The 18,200-nt window shown below is 74.1% G+C and carries 14 protein-coding genes and 1 pseudogene; 6 read left to right on the top strand and 9 right to left on the bottom strand.

Annotated features, from left to right (window positions below):
* Positions 1-275: 275 nt before the first annotated feature.
* Positions 276-1,592, top strand: coding sequence for a lipase family protein (locus tag AB0H71_RS10685; protein ID WP_357017772.1), 1,317 nt, complete (start codon positions 276-278; stop codon positions 1,590-1,592).
* Positions 1,593-1,647: 55 nt separating this feature from the next.
* A complete protein-coding gene (locus AB0H71_RS10680) occupies positions 1,648-3,192 on the top strand; it encodes a hypothetical protein (RefSeq protein WP_357017769.1) in 1,545 nt (514 codons plus the stop codon).
* Positions 3,193-3,392: 200 nt separating this feature from the next.
* On the opposite strand, the pseudogene AB0H71_RS10675 reads toward AB0H71_RS10680, so the two are convergent.
* The 6 genes and pseudogenes from AB0H71_RS10675 to thiO form a co-directional block, all read right to left on the bottom strand.
* Positions 3,393-4,148, bottom strand: a pseudogene (locus AB0H71_RS10675) (adenylate/guanylate cyclase domain-containing protein); the annotation flags it as partial.
* 379 nt (positions 4,149-4,527) lie between these two features.
* Positions 4,528-5,289 carry an ABC transporter permease gene (locus AB0H71_RS10670; RefSeq protein ID WP_357017766.1) on the bottom strand — a complete coding sequence of 254 codons (762 nt, stop codon included), beginning with the start codon at positions 5,287-5,289 and terminating at the stop codon, positions 4,528-4,530.
* Complete coding sequence (locus AB0H71_RS10665; RefSeq protein ID WP_357017763.1) at positions 5,289-6,233, bottom strand: ATP-binding cassette domain-containing protein; 945 nt, start codon at positions 6,231-6,233, stop codon at positions 5,289-5,291. The genes AB0H71_RS10670 and AB0H71_RS10665 overlap by 1 nt, the downstream gene beginning before the upstream one ends.
* Positions 6,234-6,318: 85 nt before the next feature.
* A complete protein-coding gene (locus AB0H71_RS10660; protein ID WP_357018500.1) occupies positions 6,319-7,110 on the bottom strand; it encodes a thiazole synthase in 792 nt (263 codons plus the stop codon).
* Position 7,111: 1 nt separating this feature from the next.
* Positions 7,112-7,327, bottom strand: a complete 216-nt coding sequence (gene thiS, locus AB0H71_RS10655; RefSeq protein ID WP_357017760.1) for a sulfur carrier protein ThiS — start codon at positions 7,325-7,327, stop codon at positions 7,112-7,114.
* Positions 7,324-8,409, bottom strand: a complete 1,086-nt coding sequence (thiO, locus tag AB0H71_RS10650) for a glycine oxidase ThiO (protein WP_357017757.1) — start codon at positions 8,407-8,409, stop codon at positions 7,324-7,326. The genes thiS and thiO overlap by 4 nt, the downstream gene beginning before the upstream one ends.
* Positions 8,410-8,534: 125 nt before the next feature.
* Between thiO and thiE the strand changes: the two genes are divergently transcribed.
* The gene (gene thiE / locus AB0H71_RS10645) at positions 8,535-9,251 is read left to right on the top strand and encodes a thiamine phosphate synthase (protein ID WP_357017754.1); all 717 of its coding nucleotides are present in this window, start codon (positions 8,535-8,537) and stop codon (positions 9,249-9,251) included.
* Positions 9,252-9,260: 9 nt separating this feature from the next.
* Here thiE and AB0H71_RS10640 read toward each other — a convergent pair whose 3' ends face one another.
* A complete protein-coding gene (locus AB0H71_RS10640; protein WP_357017752.1) occupies positions 9,261-9,956 on the bottom strand; it encodes an NUDIX hydrolase in 696 nt (231 codons plus the stop codon).
* A gap of 124 nt (positions 9,957-10,080) precedes the next feature.
* On the opposite strand from AB0H71_RS10640, the gene AB0H71_RS10635 reads away from it, so the two are divergent.
* From AB0H71_RS10635 to AB0H71_RS10625, 3 genes are read left to right on the top strand one after another with little or no spacing between them, the layout of a single operon-like run.
* On the top strand, positions 10,081-11,355 hold the full coding sequence (locus AB0H71_RS10635; RefSeq protein ID WP_357017749.1) for a hypothetical protein: 1,275 nt from the start codon (positions 10,081-10,083) through the stop codon (positions 11,353-11,355).
* Positions 11,352-12,317: a transporter substrate-binding domain-containing protein gene (locus tag AB0H71_RS10630; RefSeq protein WP_357017746.1), complete on the top strand. Its 966-nt coding sequence runs from the start codon at positions 11,352-11,354 to the stop codon at positions 12,315-12,317. The genes AB0H71_RS10635 and AB0H71_RS10630 overlap by 4 nt, the downstream gene beginning before the upstream one ends.
* Positions 12,318-12,322: 5 nt before the next feature.
* Positions 12,323-14,881 (top strand): tetratricopeptide repeat protein, encoded by a 2,559-nt coding sequence (locus AB0H71_RS10625; RefSeq protein WP_357017743.1) that lies wholly within the window; start codon positions 12,323-12,325, stop codon positions 14,879-14,881.
* 31 nt (positions 14,882-14,912) lie between these two features.
* Here the strand turns inward: AB0H71_RS10625 and AB0H71_RS10620 are convergent, their stop codons facing one another.
* Both AB0H71_RS10620 and pta read right to left on the bottom strand, forming a co-directional pair.
* A complete protein-coding gene (locus AB0H71_RS10620) occupies positions 14,913-16,100 on the bottom strand; it encodes an acetate kinase (RefSeq protein WP_357017740.1) in 1,188 nt (395 codons plus the stop codon).
* A 13-nt stretch (positions 16,101-16,113) separates the two neighbouring features.
* Positions 16,114-18,183 carry a phosphate acetyltransferase gene (pta, locus tag AB0H71_RS10615; RefSeq protein WP_357017737.1) on the bottom strand — a complete coding sequence of 690 codons (2,070 nt, stop codon included), beginning with the start codon at positions 18,181-18,183 and terminating at the stop codon, positions 16,114-16,116.
* Positions 18,184-18,200 lie beyond the last annotated feature (17 nt).

Raw genomic sequence — 18,200 nt, 5'->3', positions numbered from 1 at the left:
GGGTTACTGCGATCGGTTCGCGAAACGGCGGATTCCGACCGGTCCGCTCGAAACCGGGACCGAGCGGTCGCCCGGCGCTCTGACTTATTCCGCCATGAACTGCGGAAACCTCCCCGGTAACGCGCCGCCGGGATTGACACCGGCGAGACTCACTCTCAGGTAACCATGTTACTGTCCAGTCGGACCACATCGTGACCCGTCGCACAGCGCGGGCCGCGGGGTGACCGAGGACATCCCGGCGAAGGGGCCGGGGTGGTGGCCAGGGAGAGTTCGGGATGGATCGACAGCAGCGGCAGCCGCGGTGGCGGGGCCGGATGACGGCGGCGGCGCTCGCGCTCGCCTGTGCCGCCGGGCTCACGGCGGTGGCGGCCCCCGCGACGGCCGAGCCGGTGAGCGGCTTCTACGTCCCGCCCGCGCAGATCCCGGCCGAGCCGGGCGCGGTCATCAAGACCCAGCCGCTCTCGCTCTTCGCCACCCTGCCGACCGAGCAGGGCTGGCCGGGCAAGGGCGAGCTGATCATGTACACCAGCACGCTGCAGGACGGCACCCCGGTCGCCACCACCGGCACCTTCATCGCCGCCGCCGGACCGTGGGCCGGCCCGGGCCCGCGCCCGACCGTGGTGATCGCGCCGGGCACCTCGGGCCAGGCCGATCGCTGCGCCATGTCGGTGGCCTTCTCCACCGGGCTCACCGCCTTCGCCGACCCCTCGCCGAGCATCTCGGCCAACCAGGAGCTGCCCTCGTCGGCGGCCTGGGCCGGGCTCGGCGCGAACGTGGTGATCCCGGACTACATCGGGCTCGGCACCCCCGGCATCCACACCTACGGCAACCGGTTCGAGCAGGGCCACGCGGTGCTCGATGCCGCGCGCGCCGCCAACTCCCTGGCCGGCGTCGGCCCGGAGACCCCGCTGGTGCTCTGGGGCTACTCGCAGGGCGGCGGGGCCACCGCGGCCGCCAACGAGCTGCTGCCGGAGTACGCGCCGGAGCTGAACCTCAAGGGCACCTGGGCCGGCGGCCCGACCGCCGACCTCTCGGCGATCCTGAACCAGATCGACGGCGCGCTGATCGGCGGCGCCATCGGCTACGCCATCAACGGCATGCTCGCCCGCTTCCCCGACCTGCAGCGGGCGCTGGAGCGGGTGAGCAGCCCGGCGGGCCAGAACATGCTCGCCACGCTCAGCGAGACCTGCATCGGCGACCTGATCTTCCGGCACCCGTTCCTGCGCACCAATTCGCTCACCGTCGACGGCCGCTCGCTGAGCGAGCACCTGGCCGACATGCCGGAGGCCGCCCCGGTGCTCGCCGAGCTGAAGGTGGGCACCCTGAAGCCGCACGCCCCGGTGCTGATCACCAGCGGGCGCAATGACGACACCGTGCCGTACGGCCAGGCCAAGCAGCTCGCGAACGACTGGTGCGGCCTCGGTGGCACCGTCGAATTCCGCACCAACGAGCTGCCGCCGATCCTGCCGGGCTTCACCATCCCGAACCACTTCGGCCCGGAGCTCATCGACGGTTTCAGCCCGAACAGCGTGATCGCGTACCTGCTCGACCGGCTCGCGGACAAGCCGATCTCCGGCTGCTCCATCGACTGATCGGAAACATCGTTCTACCATTCCGAGAATCGGAATCTCGGATCGAGGGCGCGTAATGGGATCGAGCACGGTGCGCAGGGTGGCGGCGGTGCTGGCCGGGGCGGTGCTGCTGCCGGTCGGGGTGGTGGCGGCCCAGCCGCCCGCCGCGGTGCGGCACATCGCGACGGTCGCGGACCGCGCGGCCGCCCCGGCGGCCTGCGGCCCCGGCTCAACGCCGGAGACCGGGCTGCAGGGCGAGGTGCCCGCCGCCGATCGGGCGAGCGGGCGCAGCGCCGCCGGATACCGGTGCAATATCACCCGGATCGGCGGCTTCGACGGCCCCGGCGGCGGCATCGTCTCGGCCGCCTTCGAGCACTGCGTCTACGTCGGCAGCTTCTTCCCCGGCAGCCTCACCGGCCCGAGCCCCGGCGTGCAGGTGCTCGATGTCGCGGATCCGGCGAACCCGGTCCCCACCGCCACCCTGACCGAACCGGCCATGCTGGCAGGCACCTGGGAATCGCTCAAGGTGCACGAGGGGCGCAAGCTCCTGGCCGGCGCGGGAGTGCCGCTGCTCACCGGGGCCGGGCTGCTCTCGGTCTACGACCTCACCGACTGCGCGCACCCGCGGCTGCTCAACCCGGGGCCCGGCACCGCCGCCACGCAGCCGCTGCCGATCATCGCGCACGAGGGCGGCTTCTCCCCCGACGGCCGCACCTACTGGTCCTCCGGCACCGCGCCGGGGCTGCTCAGCGCCGTCGACCTGACCGACCCGGCGCAGCCGCGGGTGCTCTGGCAGGGGCTGCCCGGGCTCTCGGTGCACGGCATCGGCTTCAGCCCGGACGGCGACCGGCTCTACCTCGCCAACAACTTCGGCGGGCTCACCGTGCTCGACACCTCGGCGGTGCAGCGCCGCGACCCGGACCCGCGGGTGCCGACGCTCTCGGCCACCAGCTGGACCGACGGCTTCGCCACCCAGCACGCCGTCCCGGTGACCTACGGCGGGGTGCCACACCTCTTCGTGGTGGACGAGGCCGGGTCCGGCGGGGTGAAGATCTTCGACGTCGCCGATCCGGCGCAGCCGAGACCGGTGAACTCCATCAAGCTGGAGATCAACCTGCAGGCCAACCAGGACACCGCGCTGGCCTCCAGCTTCGGCGGCTCGCTCTTCTCCTACGACGCGCACTACTGCGCCGCCGACCGGCCGCGCGACCCCACCGCGCTGGCCTGCGGGTGGCTGGCCTCCGGGATCCGGGTTTTCGACGTGCGCGACCCGGGCGCGGTCCGGGAGATCGCCTACTACAACCCGCCCGCGCGCACCGGGCAGCCGGCCGGGGCGAACTCGCCGCAGTCGCTCTTCTCCATCGCCGGGGTGCCGCTGCTGAACTCCGGCGCGCTGATCCAGGCGCTCGCGGCCGGGGTCTTCGATCCCGCGCAGGCGCTCAGCGGGGTGCGTAGCGATCGGCTGACCGGGGATCAGTCCGCGGACCTGTGCTTCTCGCCGCCCGCGTGGCGCGGAAACCAGCTCTGGGTGACCTGTTCGGACAACACCTTCCAGACGCTCGCGCTCGATCCCTCGGTGTACACGCCACCGGCGGATCAGCAGACGACGGTCGGCTCCTAGTCGCGCTTGCGGCCGGACTTCGGCCGTCGCGGGGCCGCGGCTGCGGGTTTCGCCGGGGCGGGATCGCGCGGCGCGGTCCCGCCCTCGGCAGGCGCCTGCCCGTTCCGCGCGGGCTTGCCCGCCTTGGCCGCGTTCGCCTTCGGCGCCGTGCCCTTGCGAGCCTTCGGCGCGGCGCTCGCCCCCGGGCGCGGCTCGCCGACGCTCAGCACGAAGAGCCGCAGATCCTCCGGGACCCCGCTCAGCGGCGCCGCGAAGAGCCCGCGGCGGTACGGCTTCACGCTGCCGCCGAGCAGCTCCAGCGTCTCCGGCTGCAGCGCGCGCAGGGTGGCCTCGGAGAGCATGGTGTTCCCGTTGCCGCCCGCCTCCATGACCCTGGCCGCGATGGTGACGTCGACGCCGAGCCAGTCGCCGCCGATCTCCCGGGGCGAGCCGGTGTGCAGCCCCATCCGCATGCGCGGGCGGTAGTCGCCGAAGTCGACGGCGCCGAGCGCGCGCTTCATGGCGACGGCGGCGGCGAGCGCCTGGTCCGGGGAGTCGAAGACGGCCATGAGGCCGTCGCCCATCCGCTTCACCACCGTCCCACCGCGCTCCGCCACCGGCGGCTCGATGGCCAGCGCGACCCGGCGCAGCAGGTCGAGCGTGGCCTGGTCACCGGCGGTGAGCGACCAGCGGGAGAAGGCGACCAGGTCGGTGAAGAGCACCGTGACCTCGGTGCTGCCCCGGCCGCGGCCGACCCGCTCCAGCATGGCCTGCCACACCTGCAGCGCGCCGAAGCCGACCTCGCGGGCCGCGCTCGGGGTGTCGCCGACGAGCCGGTCGGCGGCGCGGGCGACGGCCCGCGGCCCGCCGGGGCCAGTGACCGAGAGCGGGTCCCCGAACGCCGGGTCGCCCGGTAGCTGGTGCCTGGCCCGGCGCAGCGCGCCGATGATCTCCTGCCGCCGGTTCGCGGAGTTCATCAACTCGGCCAGCCGTTCGCGCCGCGCGCGGTAGCCGAACGCGGAGGGGTCGGGCACCGCCTCCGGCTCCGGCTCGGGATCGGCACCGCCGGATGTCGGTCTCACGGTGCGAGGGTATCGCAGGGCCTGCCGGGAAAGCGGGGCCGAAGGTCACAGGTATCCGGAAAACGGCAGCGCAACGGCGGAAAAGGGCGATGGACGCACCGGGCCCGGTGTGGCTGGTGCCACACCGGGCCGGCGACAACGACCACCGGGCAGTGGCGGCCGATGTGGGGCCACGACCTCCGGGGAGGCCGGGGCCGCACCCGAGCGGCGAGGGACGTCGGCTCGGGTGGCTCCGGGGTCGCCCCCATTCCGGGAGTAACCGATTGTTAGCGGTTCAGGCGTCCCTGCGGTCCGCGTACACCAGGGCGGCGACGTAGACCACCGCGACGAACGCGATGAAGTAGAGCAGGCTGCCCCACACGCCCCAGTGCCAGTTGCCGCCGACCTCGGCGACGGTCAGGAACCGGTTGATGTTCTGGAAGGGCAGGAAGGGTCCCACATTACGCCCGAAGTTGCCGAAGGCACTCAGCAGCGGCTCCAGCAGCAGCGACCAGAGCACGATCAGCGAGATCGCCGCGGCCGACTGCCGGACCAGCACGCCGACGCCGACGGCGAGCACCACCGCGAGGAAGGCGTAGATCGGGATGCCGTAGACCGCCCGCCACTGGCCGTCGAAGGTGAGCGCGACGGTGGCCTCCGAGCCGCCGACCACCTTGGCCACCGCGACCGCGCCGAAGGCGACGAGGGTGCTCAGCACCGCGCCGTACACCCCGACCAGCCCGGCCTTGGTGAGCAGCACCGTGTACCGGTTCGGCACCGCCTGGAAGGTGGTCCTGATGACGCCGAAGCGGTACTCGCTGGTGACGGTGAGCGCCGCCAGGATCATCAGCACCATGATCCCGAAGCCGGTGACCCCCGAGGTCGCGGTGCTGACGTCGAGCGCGGGCATGCCCGCCTCCGGGTCACCTGCCGAGGTCCGCACCACCAGGGCGAAGAGCGCGGCGAGGCCGAGCCCGAGCGCCACGATCACCGCCGAGCACCACCAGGGCGACCTGGTCGAGGTGAGTTTGATCCGCTCCGCTGCCAGCACGCCCATCAGAGCGCACCTCCCATCACCTGGTCGACTCCGCTGCCGTGGTACTCGACCGCGCCACCGGTCATCCGCATGAAGGCGTCCTCCAGCGAGGCGCGCTGCGGCGCCAGCTCCAGGAGGGTGATGGCGTTCTCCCCGGCCAGCGTGCCGACGGCATCGCTGGTGACCCCGGCGACCACGAGCGCGGGGCCGTCCTGACCGGCGCCGTCCTCGCGCACCGTCATCCCGGCCGAGGTGAGCAGGCTGCGCAGCTGGTCCAGCTGCGGGCTGCGCACCCGGACGGTGGCCTCGGAGGCCCGCTCGATGAACTCCTGCGTGCTGGAGTTCGAGATCAGCTCGCCGCGGCCGATCACCACCAGGTGGTCGGCGGTCTGCGCCATCTCGGAGAGCAGGTGGCTGGAGACCAGCACGGTGCGGCCCTCGCCGGCCAGCCGCTGCATGAAGCGGCGGATCCAGAGGATGCCCTCCGGGTCGAGGCCGTTCACCGGCTCGTCGAAGAGCAGCACCTCGGGGTCGCCGAGCAGCGCCCCGGCCAGGCCGAGCCGCTGCGACATGCCGAGCGAGAAGCCGCCCGCCGCCTTGTTCGCCACCTCGGAGAGGCCGACCAGCCGCAGCACCTCCTCCACCCGGTCCCTGCCGATGCCGTTGGAGGCGGCCATCCAGTGCAGGTGCGAACGCGCGGAGCGGTTCGGGTGCACCCACTTGGCGTCGAGCAGCGCGCCGACGGTGCGCAGCGGGTTCTTCAGCTCCCGGTACGGCACCCCCTTCACCAGCGCCGTGCCCGAGGTGGGGGTGTCGAGTCCGAGGATCATCCGCATGGTGGTGGATTTGCCGGCACCGTTCGGCCCGAGGAACCCGGTCACCTGCCCGGGCCGGACGGTGAACGTCAGATCCCGCACCGCGACCGTCTGGCCGTACCGCTTGGTCAGGCCCTTCAGTTCGATCATTGCCCCAGCATTCCGCACCGGGGGTGCTCCGCGCGTCGGCAGCAAGTCGCGGCGCGCGTCATCCTCGCGGAGGACCCGGCCCGGATTACAGCTCGGGCGAGGAGGCCTGCGCCCAGAAGCGCTTGGGGATGCGCCCGGCCAGCCGGGCGGCGTACCCGGAGCGCACCGCCTCGGCCATGGCGGCGGCCATGAGCGCCGGTTTCCTGGCCCGCGTGACCGCGGTGGCGAGCAGCACGGCCGAGCAGCCGAGCTCCATGGCGAGCGCGGCGTCGCTGGCGGTGCCGATGCCGGCGTCCAGGATCACCGGGACCCCCGCCCCGGCCACGATCATCTCGATATTGTGCGGGTTGCCGATGCCGAGGCCGGTGCCGATCGGCGAGCCGAGCGGCATCACCGCGGCGCAGCCCGCCTCCTCCAGCCGGCGCGCCAGGATCGGGTCGTCGCTGGTGTAGGGGAGCACGGTGAAGCCCGCGTCGACCAGCTGCTCGGCGGCGTCCAGCAGCTCGACCGGGTCCGGGAGCAGGGTGCGCTCGTCGGCGACCACCTCCAGCTTCACCCAGTCGGTCTCCAGCGCCTCGGCGGCGAGCTGCGCGGTGAGCACCGCCTCGGCGGCGGTGCGGCAGCCCGCGGTGTTCGGCAGCGGGGCGATGCCGAGCCGCTTCAGCAGGTCGAGCACGCCGGTGCCGCCCGCCGCGTCGATCCGGCGCATGGCGACCGTGGTGAGCTCGGTGCCGGAGGCGAGCAGCGCCTCCTCCAGCACGGTCAGGTTCTCGGCGCCGCCGGTGCCCATCACCAGCCGGGAGCCGAACTCCCGGCCCGCGATGCGCAGCGGCTCGAACTCCGCGGCCTGCACCGCGGCGGCCTCCGGCGTGGCCAGCTCAGCCACCCTGGACCGCCGTCAGCACCTCGATGGACCAGCCGCGGCCGACCGGCTCGTCCCAGCGCGACTTGGGGAACACCGCGCCGTCGACGGCGAGCGCGACCCCCTGCGTCGGCAGCTCCAGCCGGTCCAGCAGCTCGCGCACCGAGAGCGGCTCGGCGAACTCGTGATCGGCGCCGTTCACGGTGACCCCGATCGGGATGGACGTCGTCATCGCACTCCTCCTGTATCTGCGGTGGTGCTCCGGGCGAGCAGCCGCCCCGGGTCCGCGGCCGCGGCCTCCGGCAGCGGGTCACCGTCGAGTAGCGCGAGCACCGCGTCGGCGGTGAGCGGCACCGCGAGCATGCCGTTGCGGCCGTGCCCGGTGGCGGCGAGCACCCGGTCGTCCAGCGCGCCGATGAGCGGCAGGTTGTCCGGGGTGCCCGGCCGGGAACCGGCGCTCGCCTCGGCGAACTCGTACTCGGCGATGGCCGGGAAGACCGCCTCGGCGTCGGCGATCAGATCGCGCACCCCGCCCACGGTGACGGCGGTGTCGAAGCCCGCCTCGTACTGGGTGGCGCCGACCACGATCCCGTCGCCGCGCGGCACCAGGTAGAGCGCGCGGCCGTGCACCCTGGCCCGGATCACCCGGCTCGGCGCGGGGGCGGCTCCGGGGCGATGCCGCAGCCGGAGGATCTCGCCCTTGACCGGGCGCACCGGGAGGCCGGGCCAGAGCCGGGCGGAGGCGGCGCCCGCGGCGAGCACCACCCGATCGGCGTCGAGCGCGGCGAGGTCGTCCACCCGGTCGGCGTCGACCCGGACCCCCGCCATCTCGGCGGCGGCGCGCAGCGCGGTGATCAGCGCGCGGTTGTCGATGGCGGGTTCGCCGGCGAGCAGCCCGGCGCGCACTGTGCGGGCCAGCCCGGGTTCGTGCTCGCGCACCCCGGCGCGGTCGAGCAATTGCAGCCGGTGGCCGTGGTCCGCGGTGAAGTCGGCGATGGTGCGCAGGTCGGCGGCGTCGGCCTGGTCCAGCGCGACGGTCAGCGTCTGCTCGGCGACGAAGAGCGGGATGCCGGTGCGCGCGGTGAGCCGGTCGGCGAAGCCGGGCCAGCGCGCGAGCGCGGCGGCGCCGAAGCCGAGCACCCGCTCCTCGCCGGGCCAGCCCTCGGAGAGCGGGGCGAGCATGCCGCCCGCCACCCACGAAGCGCCGGAGGCGATCTCCGGGTCGGCGATGGTGACGGACCACCCGGCCTCGGCGGCCCGCCATGCCACGGCGAGCCCGATGGCGCCGCCACCGACGACGGCCAGAGTCCGCATCCGCTCCACCTGCCTCCTTGTCCGTATCCACGGTAGCGCGGGGAGCACCCCCGGTTCCCGCACGGGCCGCCGCGCGAGCGAGGCCGGGTCGACGGGCGGGAGCGGGGTGACTACCGTCCTTGTTCATGCAACCCGGCCACCCGGTTCCGCCGATCACCCCCGCCCGGCCCGTTCCGCCGCGGGACCGGCTCGGCACCGCCCGGCTCTACCTCTGCACCGACGCCCGCCGCGAGCGCGGTGACCTGGCGAGCTTCGCCGAGGCCGCGCTGGCGGGCGGGGTCGACATCATCCAGCTGCGGGACAAGGGCTCGCCGGGCGAGGCGAAGTTCGGCCCGCTGGAGGCCAAGCAGGAGCTGGGCGCGCTCGCCGAGCTCAAGGCCGCCACCCGCAGGCACGGCGCGCTGCTCGCGGTGAACGACCGCGCCGATATCGCGCTGGCCGCCGGTGCCGATGTGCTGCACCTGGGCCAGGACGACCTGCCGCCCTGGTACGCCAGGAAGATCCTCGGCCCCGACGTGGTGCTCGGCCGCTCCACCCACGACCGCGACCAGGCCCGGCTGGCCGCGCTGGACGAGCACATCGACTACTTCTGCACCGGCCCGCTCTGGGCCACCCCCACCAAGCCGGGGCGCGAGGCCGCCGGGCTGGAGCTGGTGCGCGAGACCGCCGAGGCCGCGCCCGCGCGGCCCTGGTTCGCCATCGGCGGGATCGACGCGGAGCGGCTGCCGGAGGTGCTGTCGGCGGGGGCGTCGCGGGTGGTCGTGGTGCGCGCGATCACCGCGGCCGACGACCCCGAGGCCGCCGCGCGGGCGCTCAAGTCCGCGCTGCTGGCGGATGCCTGAGCCGTGCGGTCAGGAGAGCACCTGGCAGCGGGTGAGCGCGAAGACGGCGGGGGCGGGGGGCGGCACCGCCGCGGCGACGGCGGATTCCCGTGCCTCGGCGTCCCGGTCGACGATCCGGGCGAACTCGCCGGGGCCCGCGGGCTCGGCGTGCAGCCAGACGAAGCCGCGGTCGGCCAGGTCGACGGTGCGCGGCAGCGCCTTGGCCAGCCGGTCGTCCTCGGTGAGCCCGGCCGGGTCGATCCGCGCGGGGGCGGCCCGCAGCCCGGGCCAGGCCAGCGCGAAGCCGGGGTGCAGCGGGCGGTCGGCGACGTCGTCCTCCGGCACCCAGGCCAGCTCGGTGCTCTCCCGGTTCCCGGTGAGGGCGAGGGTGAACGGCGCGTCCGCGACGACGGTGGTGTAGGTCCAGCCGCTGGCGGCCTCGGCGGTCACCCGCTCGGCGCGCACCCGGACGTCGTCCGGGCGGATGCCCGCCTCCTCCCACGCCTCGCGCACGGCCGCGTGCACGTTCGTCTCGTGGCTGTCCCGTGCGCCGCCGGGCAGCGCCCAGGTGCCGCCCTGGTGGCTCCAGAGCGCGCGGTGCTGCAGCAGCACCGCCGAACCGCCGCCGGCCAGCGGCGCCCGCAGCAGCAACCCCGCCGCACCGAAGCGGCCCCAGTGCTTCAGGCCGTCCGGGCCGAGCGACCAACCGTCCCCGTCACCACGCATCCGCACAACCCGCTCTCGTCCGGCCGCGGTGCTCCCGCCGGGGGCGTCGTACACACCGCGACTTCCGTACGACCACAATAAACTCCGAACGCGCGCAGGTGCTCGCCCGGAACTGGAGGTGGAGATGACGCCGGTGGATACCGACGTGCGGATCTTCGCGGCCTCCTCCCCCGGCAAGCTGCTCGCCATGGGCATGCTGCTGGTGCTGGTCTGCCTCACCGCGGGGCTCACGACCTCGGACGAGGTCGGCGGCAGGCAGGACGCGCTGCGCACGCTGCTCGCCGACTCCGAACCCGACGCGTACTCCGCGCACAGCCTCTACACCGCGCTCTCGGTGGCCGACGCCGCCGCCGGGACCGCCTTCATCGCGGGCGGCATCGAGCCGCAGCCGGTGCGCGACCGGTACAGCCAGGCGGTCGGCGAGGCCGCCGCCGAGCTGGTCGCGCGCTCCGGGCACAGCGGCGAGCCGGCGGACGGCCCGGACACCACGCTGCGCACCGGGATCGCCACCGGGCTCCCGGTCTACACCGGGCTGGTCGAGACCGCGCGCACCGCGAACCGCAGCGGCTACCCGGTCGGCGCCGCGTACCTCAGCGAGGCCTCCAACCAGATGCAGACCGTGCTGCTGCCGATGGCGGGCGACCTGCACGAGCACCGCTCGGCCGCGGTGGTGCAGGCCCAGCGCGACCACGTCCGCCCGCCGTGGAAGGCGATCCTGCTGCTCACCGTGGCGCTGCTGGCGCTGCTCTGGGCGCAGCGGGAGCTCGCGCACCGCTGGCACCGCACGCTGAACCCCGGGCTGCTCACGGCCAGCGTGCTGCTGCTCGCGCTCTTCGCCTGGACCGTGGTCGCCGGCTCGATCTCCGCGGTCGCCATGGTGCACGGCCGTGACCAGGGCGCGGTGCCCGGCTCCCGGCTCACCGAGAGCCGGATCCTGGTGCAGCAGGCGCGCGCCGCCGAGACGGTGAAGCTGGTGCGCCGGGACGCCACCGGCGACTACGACCGCACCTTCGAGGCCGGGATGGCCCGGCTCGGTGAGCTGCTCGACGGCTACCCGCCCGGCGCCCCCGCCGCGGACGATATCGCCTCCGCCCGCGCAGCGCTGACCCGCTGGCAGGGCGCGCACCGGCGGATGAACGACACGCTGAACCGCGGCGACTGGGTCGGGGCCGCGATCGTCGCGACCGGGCCCGGCTCGGCGGACTCGGCGGCCCAGGTGGAGGCGCTCGACACCGCGCTGGAGCACGCCGTCACCGAGACCAGGGACCGGCTGCGCGGTGAGGTCGCGACCGCGCTGCGGGTGCTGAACCTGCTCGCGCCCGGCGCGTACCTCATCGGCATCGTGGCGGCGGTCTGCGTCGTCCTCGGATTGTGGCCGCGGCTGCGGGAGTACCGATGAAGGCGACGATTCCGCTGCTCCTGCTGCTCGCGCTGACCGCGGTCGCCGGGTGCGCGGAGCCCGCCGCGCCCGGGGTGATCACCCGCACCGCCGAGTACACCGCGCCGCCGCTGCCCGCGCAGGCGGTGCCGATCACGCCCGGCGCCCCGCTGCCGACCGCCGCCACCGAGGACTGCGGCGACCCGACCGCGAGCCTGCGCCCGACCGGCGCGCGCACCGGCCCCGCGGTGGACGCCATCCGGAGCCGCGGGCGGCTGATCGTCGGGCTGGACGCGGGGAGCAACCTGCTCAGCTTCCGCGACCCGGTCTCCGGCAGCATCGTCGGGTTCGACGCCGATATCGCGCGCGAGGTCGCACGGGATCTGTTCGGCGACCCGAACGCGGTGGAGTTCCGCAGCCTCGGCTCGGCGGACCGGGAGCGCGCGCTGGTCGACCGCACGGTGGACATGGTGGCGAAGACCATGACCATCACCTGTGAGCGGCGCCGCAGCGTCACCTTCTCCAGCGTGTACCTGCGGGCGCAGCAGCGGGTGCTCGCGCTGGAGAACTCCGGGATCAACGGGATCGGCGATCTGGCCGGGCGCCGGGTCTGCGTGGTGCGCGGCACCACCTCGCTGGACCGGATCCGGCTGCAGCAGCCCGCCGCCACCGTGCTCACCGTTCCCACCTGGGCCGATTGCCTGGTCGTGCTGCAGCAGCGGCAGGTCGACGCGGCCAGCACCGACGACACCATCCTGGCCGGGCTGGCCGCCCAGGACCCGTACACCCGGGTGGTCGGGCCGGGCATCGCCGACGAGCCGTACGGGATCGGCATCCCCAAGGGCGACGACGACCTGGTGCGCGCGGTCAACGCCACACTGGAGCGGATTCGCGCCGACGGCACCTGGAGCGCGATCCACCGCCGCTGGCTCGCCGTGCTCGGCCCCTCCCCCGCCCCGCCCGCTCCGACCTACCAGGACTGAGCGCCATGCCCGAATCCGCTGCCCCGCCCCCGGACGAGGTGTCGCCGGAGACGCAGCGCGTCCCCAGCTCCGCGCCGGAGACCCGCCGCGTCCCGTTCCCCGGCGACGGGGAGTCCAGCTCCGCGCCGGAGACTCGCCGCGTCCCGTTCCCCGGCGACCGGGTGCCGAGCGCCGCGCCGGAAACTCGGCGCGTTCCATTCGGCGACGACCCCGGCACGCAGCGCGCCGACGGCGCGGCGACGGGGGCACTGGCCCCGACCGGAACGGCATCCGGCCGCACCGCCTCGGTGCGCAGCACCCGGACCACCCGCACCCGCCCGACGGTGCGCAAACTCGGCGCCGGGCTGGTCACCATCCCCGCGGTCCCCCCGGCCGACCCGCTCGCCGCGGTGCTCGACGACCCCGTCGTCGCCGAGGCCAAGCGCTTCTGCTGGCGCTGCGGCTCCCCGGTCGGCCGCGGCCGCGAGGGTGCCGCGGGCAGCACCGCGGGCACCTGCCCGACCTGCTCCGCCCCCTACGACTTCCGCCCCGCCCTGCACCGCGGCGACATGGTCGCGGGCCAGTACGACATCCAGGGCTGCCTCGCGCACGGCGGCCTCGGCTGGATCTACCTCGCGGTGGACCGCAATGTCGACGACCGCTGGGTGGTGCTCAAGGGCCTGCTGCACGCCGGCGACGCCGAGGCGCAGGCGGTCGCCATGGCCGAGCGCCGCTTCCTGGCCGAGGTGGCGCACCCGAGCATCGTCAAGATCCACAACTTCGTCGAGCACACCGCGGGCGCCGGGGCGAGCATCGGCTACATCGTCATGGAGTACGTCGGCGGCCACTCGCTGCGCGATGTGCTGGACAGCCGCCCGCGCCCGGAGCGCATGCCGGTCGCCGAGGCCATCGCCTACGTGCTGGAGATCCTGCCCGCGCTGGAGCACCTGCACGGCATGGGGCTCACCTACAACGACCTCAAGCCGGACAACATCATGATCACCGAGGACCAGGTCAAGCTGATCGACCTCGGTGCCGTCGCCCCCATCGAGGCGTACGGGAACCTGTACGGCACCAAGGGTTTCCAGGCGCCGGAGATCGCGAACACCGGCCCAACCGTCGCCTCGGACGTCTACACCGTCGGCCGCACCCTGGCCGTGCTCACCCTCCGGCTACCCACCGAGGGCGGCCGCTACCTCGACGGCATCCCGGACCCGGCCGAGCACGAAGCGCTGCGCCGCTACCCCTCCTTCCACCGCCTGCTGCTGTGTGCCACCGACCCCGAGCCGGAGCACCGCTTCCCCTCCGCCCGGACCATGGCGGCGCAGCTCACCGGCGTGCTGCGGGAGATCCTCGCGCTGGACACCGGCGCCGAGCACCCGCAGCTCTCCACCGTCTTCAGCCCGCCGCGCGCGGCCTTCGGCACCGAGGGCATCGTCCGCCGCACCGACGCCTACCTGGACGGCATCGCCAGGAACGAGACGCTGGACGCCGCCGAGATCGCCGCCGCGCTCCCGGTCCCGCTGCTCGACCCCGCCGACCCCTCCGCCCCGCTGCTCGCCGCCACCGTGCACCCGGACCCCGAGCAGACCGTGCGCGCGCTGCAGGATGCCCGCGAGCGCGCCGCCACCGATCCCGCGAACGCCCCGGAGACGCTCGATCTGGAGCTCACGCTGGCCGAGGTCAAGGTCCGGCTGGACCGCGGGGAGGCCGAGCGGGCGCGCGAGGTGCTCGCCCGGCTCGGGGACGAGGACGACTGGCGGATCCCGTGGTTCCACGGCGTCGCCCAGCTCCTCGACCGCGAGCACCACGCCGCCTACCGCGATTTCGACCGGGTCCTCGATCTGCTTCCCGGCGAGATCGCCCCCAAGCTCGCCCTCGCCGCCACCGCCGAGCTCCTCGCCCGCGACGCGCGGCCCGACCCGGCCGAGCCCCCGCCCTCCGCCGCGTACCGAGCACCCGCGAGCGGGACCGCCGAGCAACCGCCGACCGGCAGTACCGCCACACCGACACCGCCCGCCGGGCAACCACCGGCGGCGAGCACCGTGGTCTCGGCACCCGCCGACGACTCCTGCGATTTCGCGACCATCGCGCGCCGCTACTACGAAACCGTCTGGCGCACCGACCGCGCCGTGGTCAGCGCCGCCTTCGGCCTGGCCAGGCAGTGGTCGGCCCGCGGCCGCACCGCGGAGGCGGTGCGCGCCCTGGACGAGGTCCCGCCCACCTCCAGGCACTATGCCACCGCCCGCACCACCGCGGTGGTGCTGCTGCTCACCGCGCACCCGCCCGCCGCCCTGGACGAGAGCACCCTGCAGCGCGCCGCCGCCCGGGTGCAGGCGCTCCCGGAGGGCGAGCCCCGCGCCACCCAGCTCCGGGTGCTCGTCCTCGGCGCCGCCCTCACCTGGCTGCAGGCCGGGAACGAGCCGGAGCGCCGCACCCTCTTCGGCGCCCCCCTCACCGAGCGCGCGCTCCGCGACGCCACCGAATCCGGGCTGCGCGCGCTGGCCCGCGCCGCCCCGACCCGCACGCACCGCTACGCCCTGGTCGACCTGGCGAACACCGTCCGCGCCAAGACCTGGTTCTGATCCCCGCCGGAGCGCCGACGCGCTGGGAGACCTACCCCTCCACCACCGCGACCGCCGCCCGCGCGATGGCCAGCTCCTCATTGGTCGGCACCACCAGCACCGCCACCTCGGCCCCCTCCGGCGAGATGACCCGCGCCCCGCGCTCCTTCGCGATATTGCGCTCCGGATCCACGGCGATCCCGTACCGCTCCAGCCCGGCCAGCGCATCGGCGCGCACCCCGGAGTCGTTCTCCCCGACCCCGGCGGTGAAGGTGATCGCCTGCACCGCACCGAGTTCGACCAGGTACGCCCCCAGGTAGCGCCGCAGCCGATGCACATACACGTCGTAGGCCAGCCGCGCCGCCCCCTCCTCGGCCTCCAGCAGCCGCCGCAGCTCCCGGAAGTCGTTCACCCCGGCGAGCCCCCGCAGCCCGGACTCCCGGTTCAGCAGCCGATCCACCTCGTCCACCCCGACCCCGTTGCGCAGCAGGTGGGTGAGCACCCCGGGGTCGATATCGCCGCCGCGGGTGCCCATGACCAGCCCCTCCAGTGGCGTCAGCCCCATGGTGGTGTCCACCGCCCTGCCCCCGCGGATGGCCGAGGCCGATGCCCCGTTGCCCAGGTGGAAGACGATCTGGTTCAGCTCCGCCGGTTCCCGCCCGAGCAGCAGCGCCACCTGCCCGGAGACGTACTCGTGCGACGTCCCGTGGAACCCGTACCGCCGGATCCCGTACCGCTCGGCGGTCGCCGTGTCCAGCGCGTACGTGCGCGCGGCGGGGGGCAGCCCGTGGAAGAAGGCGGTGTCGAACACGGCGACCTGCGGCACCCCGGGCAGCAGCCGGCGCGCGCTCTCGATCCCGGTGCGGTTGGCCGGGTTGTGCAGCGGCGCCAGCTCGGCCAGCTCGGAGATGGTGGCGAGCACCTCGTCGTCCACCAGCGTGGGCCGGTAGAACACCTCGCCGCCGTGTACCACCCGGTGCCCGACCGCGGTGAGCCCGGCCCGCGCCAGGTCGTACCCGGTCTCGGCGAAGAGGTCGAAGGCCACCTTCAGCCCGGCCTCGTGGTCGGGGATCGCCAGCTCGCGCTCCACCTCCCGATCACCGGCCCGGTGCTCGACCCGGCCGTCGCCCTCGCCGATCCGCTCGATCAGCCCGGAGGCGAGCACCTCCCCGGAATCCGGGTGCAGCAGCTGGTACTTCAGCGAGGAGGACCCCGAGTTGAGGACCAGCACCGTCGACATCGCTCTCCTACCCCTATCCCTGTGCCTGGATGGCTGTGATGGCCACCGTGTTCACGATGTCGGCCACCAGCGCGCCCCGCGACAGGTCGTTCACCGGCTTGTTCAGCCCCTGCAGTACCGGGCCGATGGCGACGGCGCCCGCACTGCGCTGCACCGCCTTGTAGGTGTTGTTGCCCGTATTCAGGTCGGGGAACACGAAAACCGTTGCCTTTCCCGCCACCTGGGAATCGGGCAGCTTGGCATCGGCCACCGTCGGCTCGATCGCCGCGTCGTACTGGATCGGCCCCTCCACCGGCAGCTCGGGGGCGCGCTGCCGCACCAGCTCGGTGCCGACCCGCACCTTGTCCACGTCGGCGCCGCTGCCGGATTCGCCGGTGGAGTAGGAGAGCATCGCCACCCGCGGCTCGATGCCGAAGCGCTGCGCGGTGGCGGCCGAGGAGACGGCGATATCGGCGAGCTGCTCGGAGGTGGGGTCCGGCACCACCGCGCAGTCGCCGTAGGCGAGCACCCGGTCGGCCAGGCACATGAGGAAGACGCTGGAGACCGTGGAGACCCCCGGCACCGTCTTCACGATCTCCAGCGAGGGCCGGATGGTGTGCGCGGTGGTGTGCGCGGCACCGGAGACCATGCCGTCGGCGATCCCCTCGTACACCATCATGGTGCCGAAATAGGAGATGTCGGTGACGGTCTCGCGGGCCCGCTCCAGCGTCATCCCCCTGTGTGCGCGCAGCTCCGTGTAGATCTCGGCGAAGCGCTCCAGGTGCTCGGAGCCGAGCGGGTCGAGCACCTCGGCGGCGGCGATATCGACGCCGAGCTCGGCGGCGCGGGCCCGGATCTTCTGCTCGTCGCCGAGGATCACCAGGTCCGCGATCCGGCGCTGCAGCACCCGCCCGGCCGCGCGCAGGATGCGGTCGTCGCTGCCCTCGGGCAGCACGATGCGCTTGCGGTCCGCCCGCGCCCGCTCGATGAGCTGGTACTCGAACATCTGCGGGGTCACGATCTCGGTGCGCGGCAGGTCGATCCGGGCCAGCAGCTCGGCGGCGTCGACGTGCTCCTCCATCAGGGCCAGCGCGTTGTCCACCTTGCGCGAATTGCCCGAGGACATGCGGCCCCGCGTGCCGTGCGCGGCGCCCGCCGTGTCGTAGGTGCCGAGCTTCGTGGTGAGGATGGGCAGCCGCGGCCGCAGCCCGGTGATGAGCCGGGAGATGGCCGGGTGCGGCAGCATGCCGCCGTTCATGATGATCCCGGCGAGCGAGGGGAAGCCGTCGGCCTCGTGCGCGGCCACCACGCCGAGCAGCACGTCCGAGCGGTCGCCGGGGGCGATCACCACCACGCCCTCGGTGAGCCGCTCCAGGATGTGCTCGGCGGTCATGCCGCCGACCATCACCGCGAGCGCCTCGCGGTGCAGCAGCTCCGGGTCGCCGCTCCAGAGCTCGCCGTCGACCGCCGTGCACAGCTCGGCCATGGTCGGCGCGATCAGCAGCGGCACCTCGGGCAGCGTCCAGCTCGGGACGTCGAAGCCGGCCAGCTCGGCCCGGATCGCGCCGAGCGCGTCCGGGTCGCAGCGGTTCGCCACGATGGCGACCGACTGCGCGTGCTCGGCCTTCAGCTCGCCGGTGCACAGCTCGACCAGCTGCCGCACCTCGTCCGGGGTGCGCCCGGCGCCGCGGACCACGAGCAGCACCGGCGCACCGAGATTCACCGCGATCCGCGCGTTGAAGCGCAGCTCGCTGGGGCTGGCGACATCGGTGTAGTCGCTGCCGACCACCACCACCGCGTCGCACACCGCGGCCACCTCGTGGAACCGCATGACGATCTCGCTGATCGCGGCGTCCGGGTCGGCGTGCACCTGGTCGTAGGTGACGCCGACCGCCTGCGCGTAGTCGATATCCGCGGTGCTGTGCTCCAGCAGCAGCTCCAGGATGTAGTCCGGCTCGGCGGTGGAGCGGGTGATCGGCCGGAAGACCCCGACCCTGGCCGCGGTGGCGCACAGCATCTGCAGCACTCCGAGCGCCACCGTCGACTTCCCGGTGTCGCCCTCCGGGGAGGCGATGTAGACGGTGGACGGAGCGTGATCGGCCATGGCGACGAGCTTAGTGA

Origin of the sequence: Nocardia sp. NPDC050697 (assembly GCF_040654395.1) — a bacterium.
Lineage (GTDB): Bacteria > Actinomycetota > Actinomycetes > Mycobacteriales > Mycobacteriaceae > Nocardia.
Note: the sequence above shows the minus strand (reverse complement) of the source record. Positions and strands in the feature narration are given on the sequence as shown.